The 15,617-nt window shown below is 29.7% G+C and carries 16 protein-coding genes and 1 riboswitch; all 16 genes read right to left on the bottom strand.

The features are described from left to right. Window position 1: 1 nt before the first annotated feature. On the bottom strand, window positions 2–1,321 hold the full coding sequence (locus RDK80_RS02515) for a cobyrinate a,c-diamide synthase (RefSeq protein WP_216559085.1): 1,320 nt from the start codon (window positions 1,319–1,321) through the stop codon (window positions 2–4). Beyond that, window positions 1,322–2,371: a histidinol-phosphate transaminase gene (locus RDK80_RS02510; RefSeq protein ID WP_216559088.1), complete on the bottom strand. Its 1,050-nt coding sequence runs from the start codon at window positions 2,369–2,371 to the stop codon at window positions 1,322–1,324. A gap of 120 nt (window positions 2,372–2,491) precedes the next feature. Further along, window positions 2,492–3,280 carry an ABC transporter ATP-binding protein gene (locus tag RDK80_RS02505; RefSeq protein ID WP_308523385.1) on the bottom strand — a complete coding sequence of 263 codons (789 nt, stop codon included), beginning with the start codon at window positions 3,278–3,280 and terminating at the stop codon, window positions 2,492–2,494. Beyond that, window positions 3,280–4,281, bottom strand: a complete 1,002-nt coding sequence (locus RDK80_RS02500) for an iron ABC transporter permease (protein ID WP_094900517.1) — start codon at window positions 4,279–4,281, stop codon at window positions 3,280–3,282. Before RDK80_RS02500 ends, RDK80_RS02505 begins: the two co-directional genes overlap by 1 nt. A 13-nt stretch (window positions 4,282–4,294) precedes the next feature. After that, the gene (locus RDK80_RS02495; protein WP_308523384.1) at window positions 4,295–5,338 is read right to left on the bottom strand and encodes an ABC transporter substrate-binding protein; all 1,044 of its coding nucleotides are present in this window, start codon (window positions 5,336–5,338) and stop codon (window positions 4,295–4,297) included. Window positions 5,339–5,348: 10 nt separating this feature from the next. Then, the gene (locus RDK80_RS02490; protein WP_308523383.1) at window positions 5,349–6,002 is read right to left on the bottom strand and encodes a precorrin-2 C(20)-methyltransferase; all 654 of its coding nucleotides are present in this window, start codon (window positions 6,000–6,002) and stop codon (window positions 5,349–5,351) included. Then, window positions 6,002–6,751 carry a sirohydrochlorin cobaltochelatase gene (locus RDK80_RS02485; protein WP_308523382.1) on the bottom strand — a complete coding sequence of 250 codons (750 nt, stop codon included), beginning with the start codon at window positions 6,749–6,751 and terminating at the stop codon, window positions 6,002–6,004. The genes RDK80_RS02490 and RDK80_RS02485 overlap by 1 nt, the downstream gene beginning before the upstream one ends. Continuing rightward, window positions 6,748–7,551 (bottom strand): ATP-binding cassette domain-containing protein, encoded by an 804-nt coding sequence (locus RDK80_RS02480; RefSeq protein WP_308523381.1) that lies wholly within the window; start codon window positions 7,549–7,551, stop codon window positions 6,748–6,750. Before RDK80_RS02480 ends, RDK80_RS02485 begins: the two co-directional genes overlap by 4 nt. Then, on the bottom strand, window positions 7,552–8,229 hold the full coding sequence (gene cbiQ / locus RDK80_RS02475; protein WP_308523389.1) for a cobalt ECF transporter T component CbiQ: 678 nt from the start codon (window positions 8,227–8,229) through the stop codon (window positions 7,552–7,554). Continuing rightward, window positions 8,216–8,509 (bottom strand): energy-coupling factor ABC transporter substrate-binding protein, encoded by a 294-nt coding sequence (locus RDK80_RS02470; protein ID WP_216559113.1) that lies wholly within the window; start codon window positions 8,507–8,509, stop codon window positions 8,216–8,218. The genes cbiQ and RDK80_RS02470 overlap by 14 nt, the downstream gene beginning before the upstream one ends. Further along, the gene (locus tag RDK80_RS02465; protein ID WP_308523380.1) at window positions 8,493–9,221 is read right to left on the bottom strand and encodes an energy-coupling factor ABC transporter permease; all 729 of its coding nucleotides are present in this window, start codon (window positions 9,219–9,221) and stop codon (window positions 8,493–8,495) included. Before RDK80_RS02465 ends, RDK80_RS02470 begins: the two co-directional genes overlap by 17 nt. Window positions 9,222–9,384: 163 nt before the next feature. After that, a riboswitch (cobalamin riboswitch) is annotated at window positions 9,385–9,562 on the bottom strand. 99 nt (window positions 9,563–9,661) lie between these two features. Then, window positions 9,662–10,597: an adenosylcobinamide-phosphate synthase CbiB gene (cbiB, locus tag RDK80_RS02460; RefSeq protein WP_308523379.1), complete on the bottom strand. Its 936-nt coding sequence runs from the start codon at window positions 10,595–10,597 to the stop codon at window positions 9,662–9,664. Beyond that, the gene (locus RDK80_RS02455) at window positions 10,591–11,445 is read right to left on the bottom strand and encodes a cobyric acid synthase (protein ID WP_216559122.1); all 855 of its coding nucleotides are present in this window, start codon (window positions 11,443–11,445) and stop codon (window positions 10,591–10,593) included. The genes cbiB and RDK80_RS02455 overlap by 7 nt, the downstream gene beginning before the upstream one ends. A 12-nt stretch (window positions 11,446–11,457) precedes the next feature. Continuing rightward, complete coding sequence (locus tag RDK80_RS02450; protein ID WP_308523378.1) at window positions 11,458–12,210, bottom strand: sugar phosphate isomerase/epimerase; 753 nt, start codon at window positions 12,208–12,210, stop codon at window positions 11,458–11,460. A gap of 16 nt (window positions 12,211–12,226) precedes the next feature. Then, a complete protein-coding gene (gene mprF / locus RDK80_RS02445) occupies window positions 12,227–14,812 on the bottom strand; it encodes a bifunctional lysylphosphatidylglycerol flippase/synthetase MprF (protein WP_216559129.1) in 2,586 nt (861 codons plus the stop codon). A 170-nt stretch (window positions 14,813–14,982) separates the two neighbouring features. Next, window positions 14,983–15,591, bottom strand: coding sequence for a superoxide dismutase (locus RDK80_RS02440; RefSeq protein WP_216559131.1), 609 nt, complete (start codon window positions 15,589–15,591; stop codon window positions 14,983–14,985). Window positions 15,592–15,617 lie beyond the last annotated feature (26 nt).

The raw sequence follows: 15,617 nt of genomic DNA, 5'->3' as shown, positions 1-15,617 counted from the left end.
TTTATCCCTCTTTTCTTATTTTCTCTACAATATCAAGTAGATAATTAAAATTTTCAATATTTCCAAGGAAATTAATATGCTGATAATATGCTAAAACATTTTTATAGGTATATCCACACTGCCAAACCTTTTTATCATTCATTGGCTTTGTAATACGAAATACTGGCTCCTCATTTATATCTATTGTAGAACGATGGTATTCATTTCCAGTGATTATACTACCTTGTCTTCCCAATATAGTATCCTGATTTAATTCCATATTCACATATCCAAATCTCTGTAATTTATCTGTCATAATAGCATTGCCATTAAATAGATTACACATAGGACAATTTTCTATTGAAGATACCAAGTACATAAGTCCTCCAGCCTCAGCTATAATGGTTTTTCCTTTCATAGCACTTTCTCTTATGGAGCTTATCATATCTATATTTGATGATAGTTCATCTCTATATAGCTCTGGATATCCCCCACCAATATATATAAGGTCTGCCTTTGGAATATTTTTATCTCTAATTGGAGAAAAGTATTTTACTTTACAGATATTCTCTAATAAATTTAGATTTTCATTATAATAAAAGTTAAATGCCTCATCATAGGCTATTGCTACTTCTATATCTCTTTTCTTCTGATATTCATAGGGGGAAATATCAACTGAACTAGCTAATTCAATTACTCTATCTATATCTATTGTTTTTTCCACAGCTTCTGCTGCTTTAGATATTAATTCCTCACAATCATCATTTTCATAGATTTGCATTAGTCCCAGATATCTACTTTCTACTTCTAAGGATGTATCTTGAGGTAGATATCCTAATACTTCAATATTTATATACTCTTCTATTTTTTCCTTTAGTAATTGATATATATCCTTACTAACCTTATTAAGTATAATCCCCTTTATCTTTGAACTATGGAACTCTACCATACCTTTTATTTTGGGTATAGCTGAAAACATTTCACCTTGAGGTTTATATACTAATATTGCAGGAATATCTAATTCCTTTGATATATCAAAGCTGGAATTTTCAAAGGTGTTATATATACCATCAAAATATCCCATAACACCTTCTATAATTCCATATTCTCCGCAATTCATGGATAAGGATTCTCTTATTCCCTTCCTTCCCATTAAGTGAATATCAAGGTTTCCTGATCTCTTTCCTGACGCAAGTTCCAGATATTTAGTATCGATGAAATCTGGTCCTGTTTTGAATGCAGATACATCTAATCCCCTATTTTTAACTGCCCTAATAATACCAAGTGTAATTGTTGTCTTTCCAGTATTGCTAGATGGAGCTGTAATCATTATGGATTTCATTTACATACACTCCAATTCATTAAAGATTTCTATAAGTCTCTTATTATTTTCTCTGTTCTTTATGGCAACTCTAATATAATGATGATTAAGTCCTATAAAACTCGAACATTTTCTTATGACTATTCCTCTCTTAAGAAAAAAATTAAATACATATTCTTCATCCCATTTTAATAATTTAATCAAAATATAATTAGTCTCTGTCAAAAATACTTTTATATTAGAAAGTTTCGATAACTCTTTGTGCATATATTGTCTTTCTTTTTCAACATATCTTTTACTTTCTTCTATATATCCCTTGTCACTAAATATAAAATTACCTGCTGCCTCCGCAAAGGAATTTATGCTCCATGGCAGTTCTATCTTAGATATTTTTTCTACCAATTCTATAGATGTACATCCATATCCTAGTCTAATCCCAGGTAGTGCAAAAAATTTTGTAGCAGCCCTTATAATCCCTAAATTTTCATAATTAGTTTGCCTAAACAATTCTATACTGTCATAATCTATAGGACAAAACTCGAAAAAAGCTTCATCTAATAGTAAATATGCTCCAGATTTATTAATAACATTGTATAACATTATTAATTCTATTTTATCTATCCTAAGCCCAGTAGGATTGTTGGGATTACCCAATATTATTAAATCACCTTTTTGTATTTTGTTTCCTATAGTTAAAATATCTATTGTAAAATCAAGATTATATGGAATTCTAATTACTTCTTTTCCATGTATGATTGCCCTTTTTTCATATTCCGAAAAAGAAGGGGTGGAAACCAATACTCTATTAGCTAAAATTATAAAGTTATCTATTAATTCTACTGCTCCATTCCCTATTATAGTATTATTCTCACTACAGCTTAGGTAGTTAGCTATAGATTTTTTTAGTCTTCTATATTTAATATCTGGATATGATTGAATATTCTTAAAACCATCTATTAAGACTTTTTCTAATCCTTTAGGTGGTCCCAATGGATTTATATTACTACTATAATCTATTAATTCTCCATCATAATACTTTTCATAGGATAATAAATCTCCTCCATGCTCCATTTTATCACCTTCCTTGTATAATAGTGAATAGCTAATAGTTAAGAGTGAATAGTTTTTAGTAAAGTTTTTAGGTCTTTTAATTATTCACTATCTTTTCAACTATTCACTATTAGTTGTTCATTATTCACTATCTTTTAACTTATGTGGTATAAAATATGGACAATCGTTTATTTCATCTTGATATATATGAGCCTCTATTCTAAATACATCCTTTAGCATCTTAGTTTGTAATATATTATTCGGCTTTCCACACTCACATATCTGTCCATCTCTTAATACATAGATATTATCTGAATATCTGGCAGCTTGATTTAAATCATGTAAAACCATTATAACTGTAATACCTAAAGATTCATTTAACTCCTTTACCAACTCTAATACTTCTAATTGATAGGATATATCTAAATATGTAGTAGGTTCATCAAGAATTAGTATCTTCGGTTTCTGTGCTAGTGCCATTGCTATCCAAGCTCTTTGTCTCTCTCCGCCTGATAGAGTTGCTATATATCTATCTCTAAGTTTTATCAGCCCAGTTTTTTCAATTGCCCAATGGATAATATCTCTATCATCTTTTTTTATTCTTTTTCCAAATCCTAAATGGGGATATCTTCCATAGGATACAAGATTCTCTATAGTAACATCAGCTGATACATTCTTTACTTGTGGCAATATAGCCACTTCCCTTGCTATTTTCTTTGTAGGTATTTGATATATATCTTTTCCATCAAGATATATATCCCCTGAATGGGATTTGATACACCTTGACAATGCCTTAATGAGTGTAGTTTTGCCTGATCCATTTGGTCCAATGATAGCAACTATCTCACCATTATTCACCTTAAAATTGGCATCTTTTAATACTACCTTATCTCCATATTTAACTTGTAAATTTTTGGTTTCCATACCCATTATTTCATTGCCTCCTTTTTTCTTAATAAATAAAGAAAAAACGGTGCTCCAAGTGCTGACATTATAATACCTACTGGAATCTCCATTGGTGCAAATAATATTCTTGACAGAGTATCACAAATCATAACAATCGATGAACCAAAAAATATAGTTCCAGGAAAAAGATATCTATAATCTGAACCAATAAACAATCTTGTCATATGAGGTACAATAAGTCCAACAAAACCTAATAATCCTACTACAGATACTGCTGCTCCTGCTAATAAGGAGGAAATTATTATAAAAACAAATCTAGTTCTTTCAACCTTCACACCTAATCCTGTAGCAACCTCATCTCCCAGCATAAGGATATTTAATTTATCTGGTAGAAATAATATTAGTATCGTTCCTAACACTGCATATGGTAAGATTATTCTTACATCCTTCCAAGTTATAGCTGAAAGGCCTCCAACCATAAATCCTAAAACTCCATGGACTCTATCAGGAAAAAATGTCATTAGACCATTAGTACCTGCACTAAATAAAGATGATACTGCTACTCCCGCTAAGACTAACCTTGTGGGAAGTACACCTTCTTTCCATGCCAAAGAATATATAAATAAGGTCGCAGATAAAGCACCAATAAATGCACCTATTGGCACTAGATAATAATACTTTGGAAAAATTATAAGAATAATAAGAGCAAAGAAGCCTCCTCCAGAGGAAACTCCTATAATATTTGGTCCTGCCAAAGGATTTCTCATTATTCCTTGAAGTATAGCACCAGATAATGACAGACATATGCCCACTAAGGCTGCGACTATAGTTCTTGGTAATCTTACATTCCATATTATTTGATATTTTACAGTATCCTTCTCATATAAAATAGATTTAATTATTTGTAAAGGGTTTATTTTTACCGCTCCATTGCCAACACTAAAGAAAAAACTGGCTATGAATAAGATAATAAAGATAGTAATCATTGTACTTTTTTTAGGTCCTTCTTTTATATATTTAATCATAGCCTACTCCTTTTTATTTAAATACTTCTGGATATAGAATCTTAGCTAACCCTTCATATGCTTCTGCATATCTATGATTTGCTTTGAACATATAGAGATCCTTTGGTAAAATTATATATCTATCATTTTTTACTGCAGAAAGAGATGACCATGCGGGATTAGATTCTACGTCTTCCTTTATTCTCTCTATTACCTTGTCCATATCATTTCCTGTAGTTTGTACAAATATGAAATCTGGGTCTTCTTCTAGAATCTTTTCAATGCTAAAGTTTTTATCACTTAGCATATCATTTGATGTATCTGCTATATTTATAGTATGCAAATCCTTTAACATTTCTCCAACTGTAGAATCAGAACCTCTGGCAGTAACAGATTTTGCACTAGCCATCATTATAAGTACTTTATTCGCTTTATCTTTTGGTGCCTTATCAATTATACTGTCTATTTGATTTTTAACATTTAAAACATTTTCTTCATATAAATCTTCTCTTTCATTAAGAGCAGAAAATAATCTTGCTAATTTAAAATAATCCTCTTTACCATAATATTCTAATGCTATAAATGGTATTTTATTTTCTTCAAAAATAGGCACTAATTCCATTTGAGATTTTTGTGTTGAGATTAAAACTACTAAATCTGGTTCTAATTCCAATACTTTTTCTGCACTTATAGATCCAAGAGCCCCTACTATCTCAGCATTTTCTGTTCCAGATATTTCATCTTGACCTATAGATTCTTCCAATTTACCTACGATACTGCCTCCATTTTTCATCCAGATATCTAAATAAGAGTTAAATAGTACTACTACTCTTTCAGGATTCTTATTTAAAGTAACTTCTTCTCCTCTACTATCTATAAAAGATACAGTTTTATCAGTAATTTTTATCCCATACTCTTCTTTTGCATCCTCATCTATATCTTTATTTGTTTCTATTGGTTGTGAAGTATCTTCTGTTTGTACTACTGGCTTATCATTTTCTTTAGTCTTACATGCTGCCAATGTTGTTGCAATCAATACAAGTATTAGTAGTAGTGGTAATATCTTTTTGCTTTTCATTGTAATCCTCCTAATTCTTTCTAGCTATAATTAATGATATATAATCTTTATCGTTTAATATTTCTTCTTTATCTATTATGATTTCTTGTTCTTCTAACGTTGCTCTTTTAATATATTTGTAGCAATAGTCATTACTATCTAATATGTTTAATATCTTCTCTTTTCCCTTGAAAGTTTTCAATATAGCTATAGAGGTTATCTTTTCTAGTAACTCTTCGTTCAACTCATCACATAATAAAAAACTTTCTCCCTTTACAGTTAGGGGAGTCTTACTTTCACCAGCTGCTGCTACAAAAGATGGAATCCCTGATATTATTTCTATATCTATGTCTCTTCCTTCTAATTCTTCCATGATATATATAAATGTGCTATATACCATAGGGTCCCCTATTGTAAGAAATGAACCTATCTCACCTTCAGGTATCTCTTTGAATATAGCTTCTGCGGCTTTTTTATAATCTTCTTTCAGTACATGTCCCATAGGAAAATCTATAAATACTATTTTTTTGTTTCCAATAAAATCTCTTGCAGTATCCACAGCCATATTTTTCCCCTTGTTATTTGGAGCAAATATAACTGATGAATTTTCCATTGCCTTAACAGCCTTAAGGGTTAATAGTTCCTTATCTCCTGGACCTGTACCAATGCCATATAATTTTTTCATTATTTCTCTCCTATTATTTGTTCAAGATGTTCTAAAAATATTTCTTGGATAATCCTATATTCACCTAAGCCTCTGAGACATATCTCAACTTGAAATCTGTCCTTTTCAAGTATTGATTTCCAAGAATCATCATCCTCAGATGCCATATCATTTATTGCATGGTCTCCTGCTACTAGCATAAATGGTTTAAGTTTTATCTTTTTTATATTTTTTTCTTTTAGTTCCTTTATTATATCTTCTATGGTTTTGCTCCCTCCTACTGTACCAATAAATACATTTGTAAAACCTTTTTTATGATAAAGATTTTCTAGTATTTCATATGCTTCATCTGCTTCATGATTAGAGCCATGTCCCATAAAGACTAAAGCTTCATTACTTCCTAATTCACTAATTCCAATGTTTTCAACAATTTTCATATAATCTTCTTCTAAACTTAATAATGGCAATCCTACTTTTAAATTATATTTAGTAAGTTTCTCATATTCATGGCCTGGGATTATATGGAGAGGTTGAATATATATATCTTCTATACCTTGATTTCTCATTTCTCTTATTGCTTCCTCAGGATTAAATACATGAATATTATCTCTTTTCTTTAATATGTTGATAACCATTTTGGAAGTAAAAGCCCTTAAAACTAAGCAGTCTCCATACCTTTCTCTAATTATATCTTCTATGCTTTCTATACATAATTTTCGTGTGCTTTCATATGTAGTTCCAAAGCTAGCTACTATTATTCCTTTTTTCATAAAATCTCCTTTCTCCTATACAATAAAAATTCTTCTTCATTTCTAAATAAAACAGTATTAAACTTTTCGTGAATTCTAACAAGCCAAGGTTTTGTTAAACAAGCTTCTTCTATTAATTTATCTTCACAAAAAATCTTTTGTGTTTCGCCTTCCCCAATGATACTACCTTTGCTAAGTATATAGATATAATCACAAATATCATAGATTAAATCCATATCATGGCTGGATATTATAATGGTTTTATCATTACTTATTTCATTGATTATTTCTTTCATTTGTTTAGTCATATAAGGATCAAGTCCAGATGTTGGCTCATCTAATAGGAGTATACTAGATTCCATAACCAAAACTCCAGCAATAGCAATTCTTTTCTTCTGACCATAGCTTAAAAAATGTACTGGCTTGTCTACTAAGTCAGAACCAGCAACTAACTCAAGTGCATTAGCTACCTTTTTTCCTATTATATCTTCGCTGATACCAATATTTCTTAAGGAAAAAGCTATATCATCGAATACATTTGAATAGAATAATTGTTGGTCAGGATTTTGAAATACAATATTGACTTGCTTTCTATATTCCTTTAAATAGGCTTTATCATACTTTATAGGAGTATCATTATATATTATCGAGCCTTTACTTGGTTTTAAAATTCCCATTATATTTAAAAACAAGGTTGATTTTCCTGAACCATTAGCTCCAATAATCCCTATTACTTTTCCCTTTGATGTGTCTATATTTATATTATTCAACGCCTTTGTTCCATCTTCATATTTATAATATAGATTGTCTGTTTTTAACATTTAATCACCTAATTTAAATTCTCCATCATATAACTTACATTCCAAGGATATATTCATTTCATTATGTTTTATAAATACTCTAGTAAAAAGATTCCTAATAAGTAGTGCTATAGACCTTAACGAATTTCTTTTGTTTTCGTAACCAAATTTCATGGTTTGCGCTAGATAAATATTATTAGCTTCTTCAATGAAGATAAATATACTCCTATAAATAAGTACCATCAACTCTATAAACAGCTTAGGTACCTTTAATTTCTTTAAAACCCTAATAATATCAATTATTGGGGTAGTTAATATCAGAAAATATACTGATGTTAAAGATGATAATACTGTTGTAAACAATTTTGTTCCCTTAAATAAAGATTCCATAGTTACACCAATACAGATATTCATAATCTTAAAATGGTAAAGATAACCATCACCATTTACTGAAATCATTATGGTAATTATGCTAATTAAAAGAAATGATGCAGGTAATAGAAGCATCTTAAAATAGGTTCTAAAGGGAACTTTAGCTATTCCAATAACTAATATGATCATAAGAATAGTAATCAATAAATCAAGATAATAACTATTGATTAATCTTGACAATACTATGCCTCCACAGGAAAGAAGAATCTTTACCTGTGGAGGATAATTTCTTAATTTGTTAGTATATGCATATTTATCTATCAGCAACAATTTTGCGTCTTTCCTTTAATACACCAAGGATATACCCTATAAGACCTGCTCCTATAGCTACTTGAAGAGAAAATAATAAACTCTCTATTTCACCACTTGGTGGTTCCCAAAATGATTCAAACCATGGTTCATAATCTGGATTTATTTCCTGAATAACTCCTTCAGCCTCTCCATCTGCTCCGCCGAATTCAGAATCTCTTTTAATAATTAATGGAGTAATTACGATTACAATTATCAAAAATAAAAGAATAATATTTTGCTTAAATAGACTCTTCAAGTTTAATCACTCCTTCTTTTCTATATTCTTGAATAAGATTAAATACCATTACCGTTATAATTCCCTCAACAATTGCTAGCGGTATTTGTGTAACTGCAAATACAGATAGAAACTTTGCAAGAGATGCGGCAACTCCTCCTGTGGCATCTGGGAATGCTAAAGAAAGCTGAATTGATGTAATTACATAAGTAGCTAAATCTCCTAATGCTGCCGCTAAGAAGACTGTCAGGCTTTTATTTTTCCCTTCTTTACCCATAGCTTTATATATGCCATAGGAAACAAGTGGACCTACTACAGCCATAGAAAAGGAATTAGCTCCTAATGTAGTAATCCCCCCATGGGCTAATAATAAGGCTTGGAATAACAATACTATAGTCCCTATAACAGTCATAGTCGTTGGTCCAAATAGTATTGCACCTAATCCTACTCCCGTTGGATGAGAGCAAGATCCAGTAACAGATGGAATCTTAAGGGCAGATAAAACAAATGCAAATCCTCCTACTAATCCTAGAATCATTTTATGATCCTGTCCTTCTTTCAAACCTTTTCCTACCTTTCTAAATCCTATGACTAAAAATGGTAAAGTTAATATTGACCAAATAATTGCCCATTTAATAGGTAGGAAACCTTCCATAATATGCATTGCTTGTACAAGCTGTGGAGTTATAATTAAAGTCAATAATATACCCCACATTAATAATTTCTTTTTCATAAAATCACCTCACATTTATTTTTAAAGGAATACTCCTTTATATCTAAACTAGGTGACCTAAAAGGAAAATAAAAATCCCTAACCTGAAATAGATTAGGGATGGAACTTATACTAATATTAACTATATAATAGTACAATTATAAGTTTTTCCTTCCCTCCGAAGGTCACTTCAATACTATTAGGCAGGTCTCCTGACTTGTGACTCATTTTACTCTCAGCACCTTCCCAGATTTCTCCAGTGGCATAAGCTGATTCTATCATCACTTACAGTAGCGGGGGCTGTATGGGATTTTCACCCATTTCCCTATTATTCTTATAGAACCTAATGTACTATATTCAATTTTCATTCTAATGCTATCATAAAATAATATTTAATACAAGATATTTTTGCAACTAAAAGATATAATATTATACCAAAGGTTGTTATGTCCATCTTTTACTTAGCTAACTAATTGGATCACAATATAGATTATTAATAATAATACTTCACTACGATACATAATTTCTATAGTGTTTTTTATATCTATTTTTCTAATTTCCTCAACCTTATCACCTATTGTAGGTTTCTCTACAAGCTTTCCATGATAATAATTATTTCCACCTAATTGAATATCTAGAAGCCCTGCAACAGCACCCTCTGGATATGCACAATTTGGACTCTTATGATTTTTTTTATCCCTGATCATTATCTTAAAACCATTTTTTATATGAAATCTCCCTAATGAACCTAAGCACATAAGAATTCCTGTAATTCTTGATGGAATATAATTAAATATATCGTCTACCTTTGCAGGAAAATATCCTAGATCAATATATTTATCATTCATATAACCTAACATAGAATCCATAGTATTGATAAATTTATATGCTAGTCCTCCAGATGCTCCAAATAGGATTATATAAAATAGTGGAGCAATGACCCCATCAGATGTATTCTCTGCCACAGTTTCTACTGTTGCCCTTATAATTTCCTGTTCTGAAAGATTTTTAGTTTCCCTTCCAACAATATAAGAAAGTCTTATCCTAGCTTCTTCTATACCTATGTCTAGAGCTTTTGATACCTTCATGGCTTCATAATGCAGACATCTTGCAGCTATACATGTATAGATTAAGTAAGTATTCACTATAATATAAAGAACTTTATATTCTTTTATAAGCTTTAATAACAAATATGGCGTAATAAAGCCAAGTGAAATATTAATTATAACAATAATAAATCCAGCAAACTTAAGTCCTTTTTTTGATCTAGCAATTTTTCTTGCTAATTTTTCTTCAAAAGCAATCATTCTTCCCATAAGTTTCACAGGATGAGGAAAACTATAGGGATCCCCTATAATAAAATCTATTATAACTGCAAGTATTATACTAATTAGCATACTTGATTATCCAATCCCATTATTTTATAAATATAATCCATATCCATATTTTCACGAAGTATTATTGCTAATTTGTTTAATTCTCTTTCCAATTCTTCTTCTGTTTGTGGATTTGTATTACATTCCTTGTCATAGTCTATTAAACTATCTTCATCTACTAATTCTAAATGTGCAAAAGGTATTGTTCCTACAACTGGTATATTTAATATTTCTTCAATCATTTTAATTCCTGGATCTAATAAAGTTTTATCTCCTCTAAATTTATTGATTATGAGCCCTTTTATTCTTTTTCTTTCATGTTCTTCTAACAGCATTACAGTACCATAAAGAGAAGCAAATACTCCTCCCCTATCTATATCTGCTACTAAAAGTACTGGAGCATCTGCCATTTCAGCCATTCCCATATTGACTATATCATTTTGTTTCAAGTTTATTTCTGCTGGACTTCCTGCACCTTCTATAACTACGATATCATTTTCTTTCTCTATCTCTTTATATATGTCTAATATCATTGGTCTAAGAGTATTTTTATACTTGAAGTATTCCACTGCTTCCATATCCTCTTTATCTTCACCTCTTATAACAACCATAGAACCTTTATCTGACTTCGGTATAAGTAAGATTGGATTCATATTTGGATGTGGTTTAAGTCCCGCAGCTATTGCTTGCAAAGTTTGAGCTGTACTTATCTTATATCCTTCACTAGTAGTATAATATTTTGAGGACATGTTCTGAGATTTAAATGGGTATACCTTATATCCATCTTCTTTAAATATTCTACATAATCCTGTACACATAAGACTCTTACCTGCTGAAGATGTGGTGCCTTGTATCATGATATTTGTCATATTATTTTCCCCCTATTTGTATTTTTCCATTTCTTCTTCTAAATTATCTACTTTATATTCTAAGGATAATACTGGATCCAGATTGTATTTATCCAATAAATAATATAAATCTTCGATTTCATTTCTAATTGGAGCTTGGTGATTATCATATAGACCATTATTAGAATGGATATGAATATAGAAAATATAATCTTTAAGTTCTTTTATCCATTCTTCCAATTTCACTTTCCCTAATTTAGCATGTCCTACATCTAAATTAATTTTAATATTAGGCAAGTTTATAGTTTCTATTAGGTCTTTTAACATGTTGGGAGTTTCTTCGAATATATTTTCCAGAAGTATTATTCCATTATAATCTGGTACTTCTTTTAGTATCTGTTCCCAGAATTCCCTACTTTGCTTATTGTTTAATTTTATTAATGATGGCTGATTTAAATATGGATTAATCTGACTATGAAATATTAAGTAATCTATATTTAATTCCTTAGCCGCATTCATAGTATATAAATATCTATTATAGCTTACTTCTCTAATTAATTTATCAGGACTCGAAGGCTTTAAATCTAAAAAAGGTCCATGCAAAGCTTTGACATTTTCAAATCCTTTAAGTTTAGCTTTATATCTATGAATTATTATATTAATTTCATCCAAGGATAAATTAGGTTCTGTAAAATCCTGTATCTCAATACCTATATTGAGCTTTTTAAACTCTTCTATATTTAAGCTGTCTATGGTGCTTATAGTTTTTAATATTTTTCTCTTCATATATTCACTCATTTCTTTAAGATTTTTTCTTCTTTGAATGAATCAACCAAGTTACTTCTATTAGAGAGGATGGAAGCAACATAAGATCCTCATAAACCAAGTATTTTCCTTCCCACTTTGGATCAAATTTATTTTTATATTTCCTTAGTCCATCAAAGCTATAAAAATGTTTACCATATTTAAATACTAAATGTGCAATCTTTTCTTGAATATGTGCATTCTGTGATATTCCTACATTTGAGAGTGGAGCCATTCCCAGATTGAATATTTTATAATTATCCTCTTTAAATATCAAAATCAAATTAAGTATAAGAAAAGTCATGGTATTATTAGGTACTTCCTTTTTAAAACGCATTAAATCAATAGAAGCTGATTTATGATCATCATAACTAGGACTTATAGAAGCAAATGCTATTATTTCTCCTGTTTCTTCCTTCTTTACAACTCCTATTTTAGATTTATTTAGATATTCCCTACTAAACCATCCAAGTGAAAAGCCCATTTCCTCTCTATCAGCTAACCATTCATCAGAAACTTTCTTTAGATCTAAAAATAGATTTTCATCTATAGAGTTATCACAATACATCTCAAAAGTAAAACCATCCTTTTCAAATCGTCTAAGTGTATTTCTAAAATCTCTACTTTTTGAACTATTTATATCAAAATTATCAAGTTCCACTAATCCTGTCTCACCTAATTTAAAGAAATAATACCCATGATCATGATAAAAAGGTAATAATTTCTCACTGGATTGATAAAAAACTGATTTATATCCATATTCATCTATGAATATCTGAAATTCTGTTAAAGCTTCTCCGAAGTATTTTGGATCTCCAATAGGATCTCCCAAAACTACTGCAAGGCCATGACTTATCTCATATTGAATCAAAACACTATTATTTTTAGACCAAAATAAATGTTTATCCTTTAAAAATATAAGGTGAGTTAAGAAATTCCCATCATATTCTTGCAGAAATTTACTTACCCTTTCTTCATTAATACTTTCATACATCTTATCATTTGTTATCTTTTCCTTTGTTAGTTCATAGTAGATAACAAAAACAATGAGAAAACCATAAGCAATAATACCACTAGGTATAGGCCAAGAAATTCCCTTTGAGATCAAGGACTTGAAATATTTAATTTTTATAAAATCTCTCAATATTATATGAGACATTTTCATATAGGCTAAAATTCCGATAAAGGCCAATAGCAAAGTCATAATGGCTTTAAACCAATCAATTGGTAAACTTTTTCTATAAAAGCTATGCTTAGACATTTTTAATATTATCAGAACTAAAATCAAAAAAATTGCTTCTTCATAGGCGAACCCCTTAACGAAAGCAAATATAGCACCAAAAAACAATAACCACATAGTAATTTTGTAGCTGCGTTTTACTTTCATTCTTATTTCCCTAGAAATAACTATCAATAGTATTCCTATACATATTGATAACTGCCTTGATAACTGTAAAATTGGAAATGATAAAAGTCTTGAAGCTATTTTAATTCGTTCAATTACTCCCGGAACTAATGCAGATAATAATAAGGTTACTCCAGATGCTAATATCAATATAGCTAACAATAGGTTTGTAATGCTAGATGTTTTATTGATAAAATCTTTTATCTTTGAAAAACCAATAAATTGAATTAATTTATTTTCATTTTGAGATTGTACTATCAAAGTAAAAACTATTCCTATTATCAAAGGCAATATATAATAAAAAGTTCTATATAATATCAATATGGCTAAAACATTTTCAGTTCCTATACCATAATATTGAAATCCAAGTAATACAACTAAATCAAAAGACCCAACTCCACTAGGCAATAAGCTTAGAATACCAGCTATGGAACCTAAGGTAAATACGATAAATATAATATAAGGATCTACACCTTGACTAAATTGTCTCACGATAACAAAAAATAAAGTGAAAGCAACCATCCATTCTATAAAAGATAAAAATAATAGTTTCACTCTCAATATAATCTTATTATGATCACTTGTTTCTATTGAATTTTTTCTTAAAGTACTAAAAATCCTATCTATTAAAAAATAAACAATGAAGTATATTATGAAAGCAACAATGGTTATAATTATCCATCTATATTTCTCTATAAGGGGAGCTATATATTGATATCTAAACAATGCAATAATCGTCATAAGTGAAAGTCCTATACCCGTTGCTGGAATCAATAATAAATTATAATCTATAATATCCCCTTTATTGTTGGTGCTCTTTTTAAATAGTACAGACCTAATAGAGGCTCCTGTCAATCCCCCTAGTCCTGAAATATTATTTATTGTGTTAGCTACAAAAGTAATGCTAAATATAGTTATTTTTTTAATATTAAGATTTAAATATTTTATTATTGCAAAATCATACAAGCTCATTGATGATACTGCTACTATTCCTAAAATAGTAAATATAAATAAAAGAGACATAGGAAATTCCCTAATTAGAGATATTGTCTTAGCAAAATCTATTGATTTTAATTCCTTCGCTCCTCCAGCGATTATAATTCCCATCATGAATATTATAAATATTAATCTTGAAATCTTTGTTCCATTTTTTTTCAATAGTAATTTAATCTTTTCCATATATCCCTCCATCTGTAATACCTATTATTTTACTATTCTCTATAACTCCATATTTGTTCCAGTACCTAAGTAATATATTACATTGTTTTTTCAATATTATCAATCTAGTTAAATATTACAAATTTAATTTTTAAATTTAAAGGCCCTGCATATGCAGGGCCTATTATTCATTATTTAGCTTTATTATATATTTCTTCTATCTTGTTCCAATCAACTACATTCCACCAAGAATCTATATAGTCTGCTCTTTTATTTTTGTATTTGAGATAATATGCATGCTCCCATACATCTATTCCAAGAAGAGGTATCTTTCCTTGTGAGATTGGATTATCTTGATTTGGTGTAGAAAGTATTGCAAGTTTTCCATTATCAAGTACTAACCATGCCCAACCACTACCAAATTGACCTAATGCAGCTTTTTTGAAATCTTCTTTTAATTTATCAAATCCTCCTAATTCTTCGTCAATTTTCTTTCCAAGTTCTCCTTCTGGTTTACCTCCACCATTTGGTGACATCATATCCCAAAATAATGTATGATTATAATGACCTCCACCATTATTTCTTACAGCAGTTTTAATGTTCTCTGGTAAATCATCTAAAGATTTTAATATATCTTCTATTTTCATTTCTTGGAATTTCTCATGACCTTCTAAGGCCTTATTTAAATTATCAACATAAGTTTGATGATGTTTTGAATGATGAGTCTCCATTGTTAAATGGTCTATATGTGGTTCTAATGCATCATATGAATATTTTAATTCTGGTAGTAAAAATTTCATTGTATCTCTCCTTTTTTATCTATATT

It is taken from the genome of uncultured Tissierella sp., from assembly GCF_902479755.1.
GTDB classification, from domain to species: domain Bacteria; phylum Bacillota; class Clostridia; order Tissierellales; family Tissierellaceae; genus Tissierella; species Tissierella carlieri.
The sequence above is the reverse complement of the archived record's forward strand: the minus strand, read 5'-3'. Positions and strand labels throughout refer to the sequence as shown.

Bases quoted from the DNA above. Each gene is read 5' to 3' on its own strand.
- RDK80_RS02515 (WP_216559085.1), bottom strand. From the start codon at position 1,321: ATGAAATCCATAATGATTACAGCTCCATCTAGCAATACTGGAAAGACA.
- RDK80_RS02510 (WP_216559088.1), bottom strand. From the start codon at position 2,371: ATGGAGCATGGAGGAGATTTATTATCCTATGAAAAGTATTATGATGGA.
- RDK80_RS02505 (WP_308523385.1), bottom strand. From the start codon at position 3,280: ATGGGTATGGAAACCAAAAATTTACAAGTTAAATATGGAGATAAGGTA.
- RDK80_RS02500 (WP_094900517.1), bottom strand. From the start codon at position 4,281: ATGATTAAATATATAAAAGAAGGACCTAAAAAAAGTACAATGATTACT.
- RDK80_RS02495 (WP_308523384.1), bottom strand. From the start codon at position 5,338: ATGAAAAGCAAAAAGATATTACCACTACTACTAATACTTGTATTGATT.
- RDK80_RS02490 (WP_308523383.1), bottom strand. From the start codon at position 6,002: ATGAAAAAATTATATGGCATTGGTACAGGTCCAGGAGATAAGGAACTA.
- RDK80_RS02485 (WP_308523382.1), bottom strand. From the start codon at position 6,751: ATGAAAAAAGGAATAATAGTAGCTAGCTTTGGAACTACATATGAAAGC.
- RDK80_RS02480 (WP_308523381.1), bottom strand. From the start codon at position 7,551: ATGTTAAAAACAGACAATCTATATTATAAATATGAAGATGGAACAAAG.
- RDK80_RS02465 (WP_308523380.1), bottom strand. From the start codon at position 9,221: ATGAAAAAGAAATTATTAATGTGGGGTATATTATTGACTTTAATTATA.
- cbiB (WP_308523379.1), bottom strand. From the start codon at position 10,597: ATGCTAATTAGTATAATACTTGCAGTTATAATAGATTTTATTATAGGG.
- RDK80_RS02455 (WP_216559122.1), bottom strand. From the start codon at position 11,445: ATGACAAATATCATGATACAAGGCACCACATCTTCAGCAGGTAAGAGT.
- RDK80_RS02450 (WP_308523378.1), bottom strand. From the start codon at position 12,210: ATGAAGAGAAAAATATTAAAAACTATAAGCACCATAGACAGCTTAAAT.
- mprF (WP_216559129.1), bottom strand. From the start codon at position 14,812: ATGGAAAAGATTAAATTACTATTGAAAAAAAATGGAACAAAGATTTCA.
- RDK80_RS02440 (WP_216559131.1), bottom strand. From the start codon at position 15,591: ATGAAATTTTTACTACCAGAATTAAAATATTCATATGATGCATTAGAA.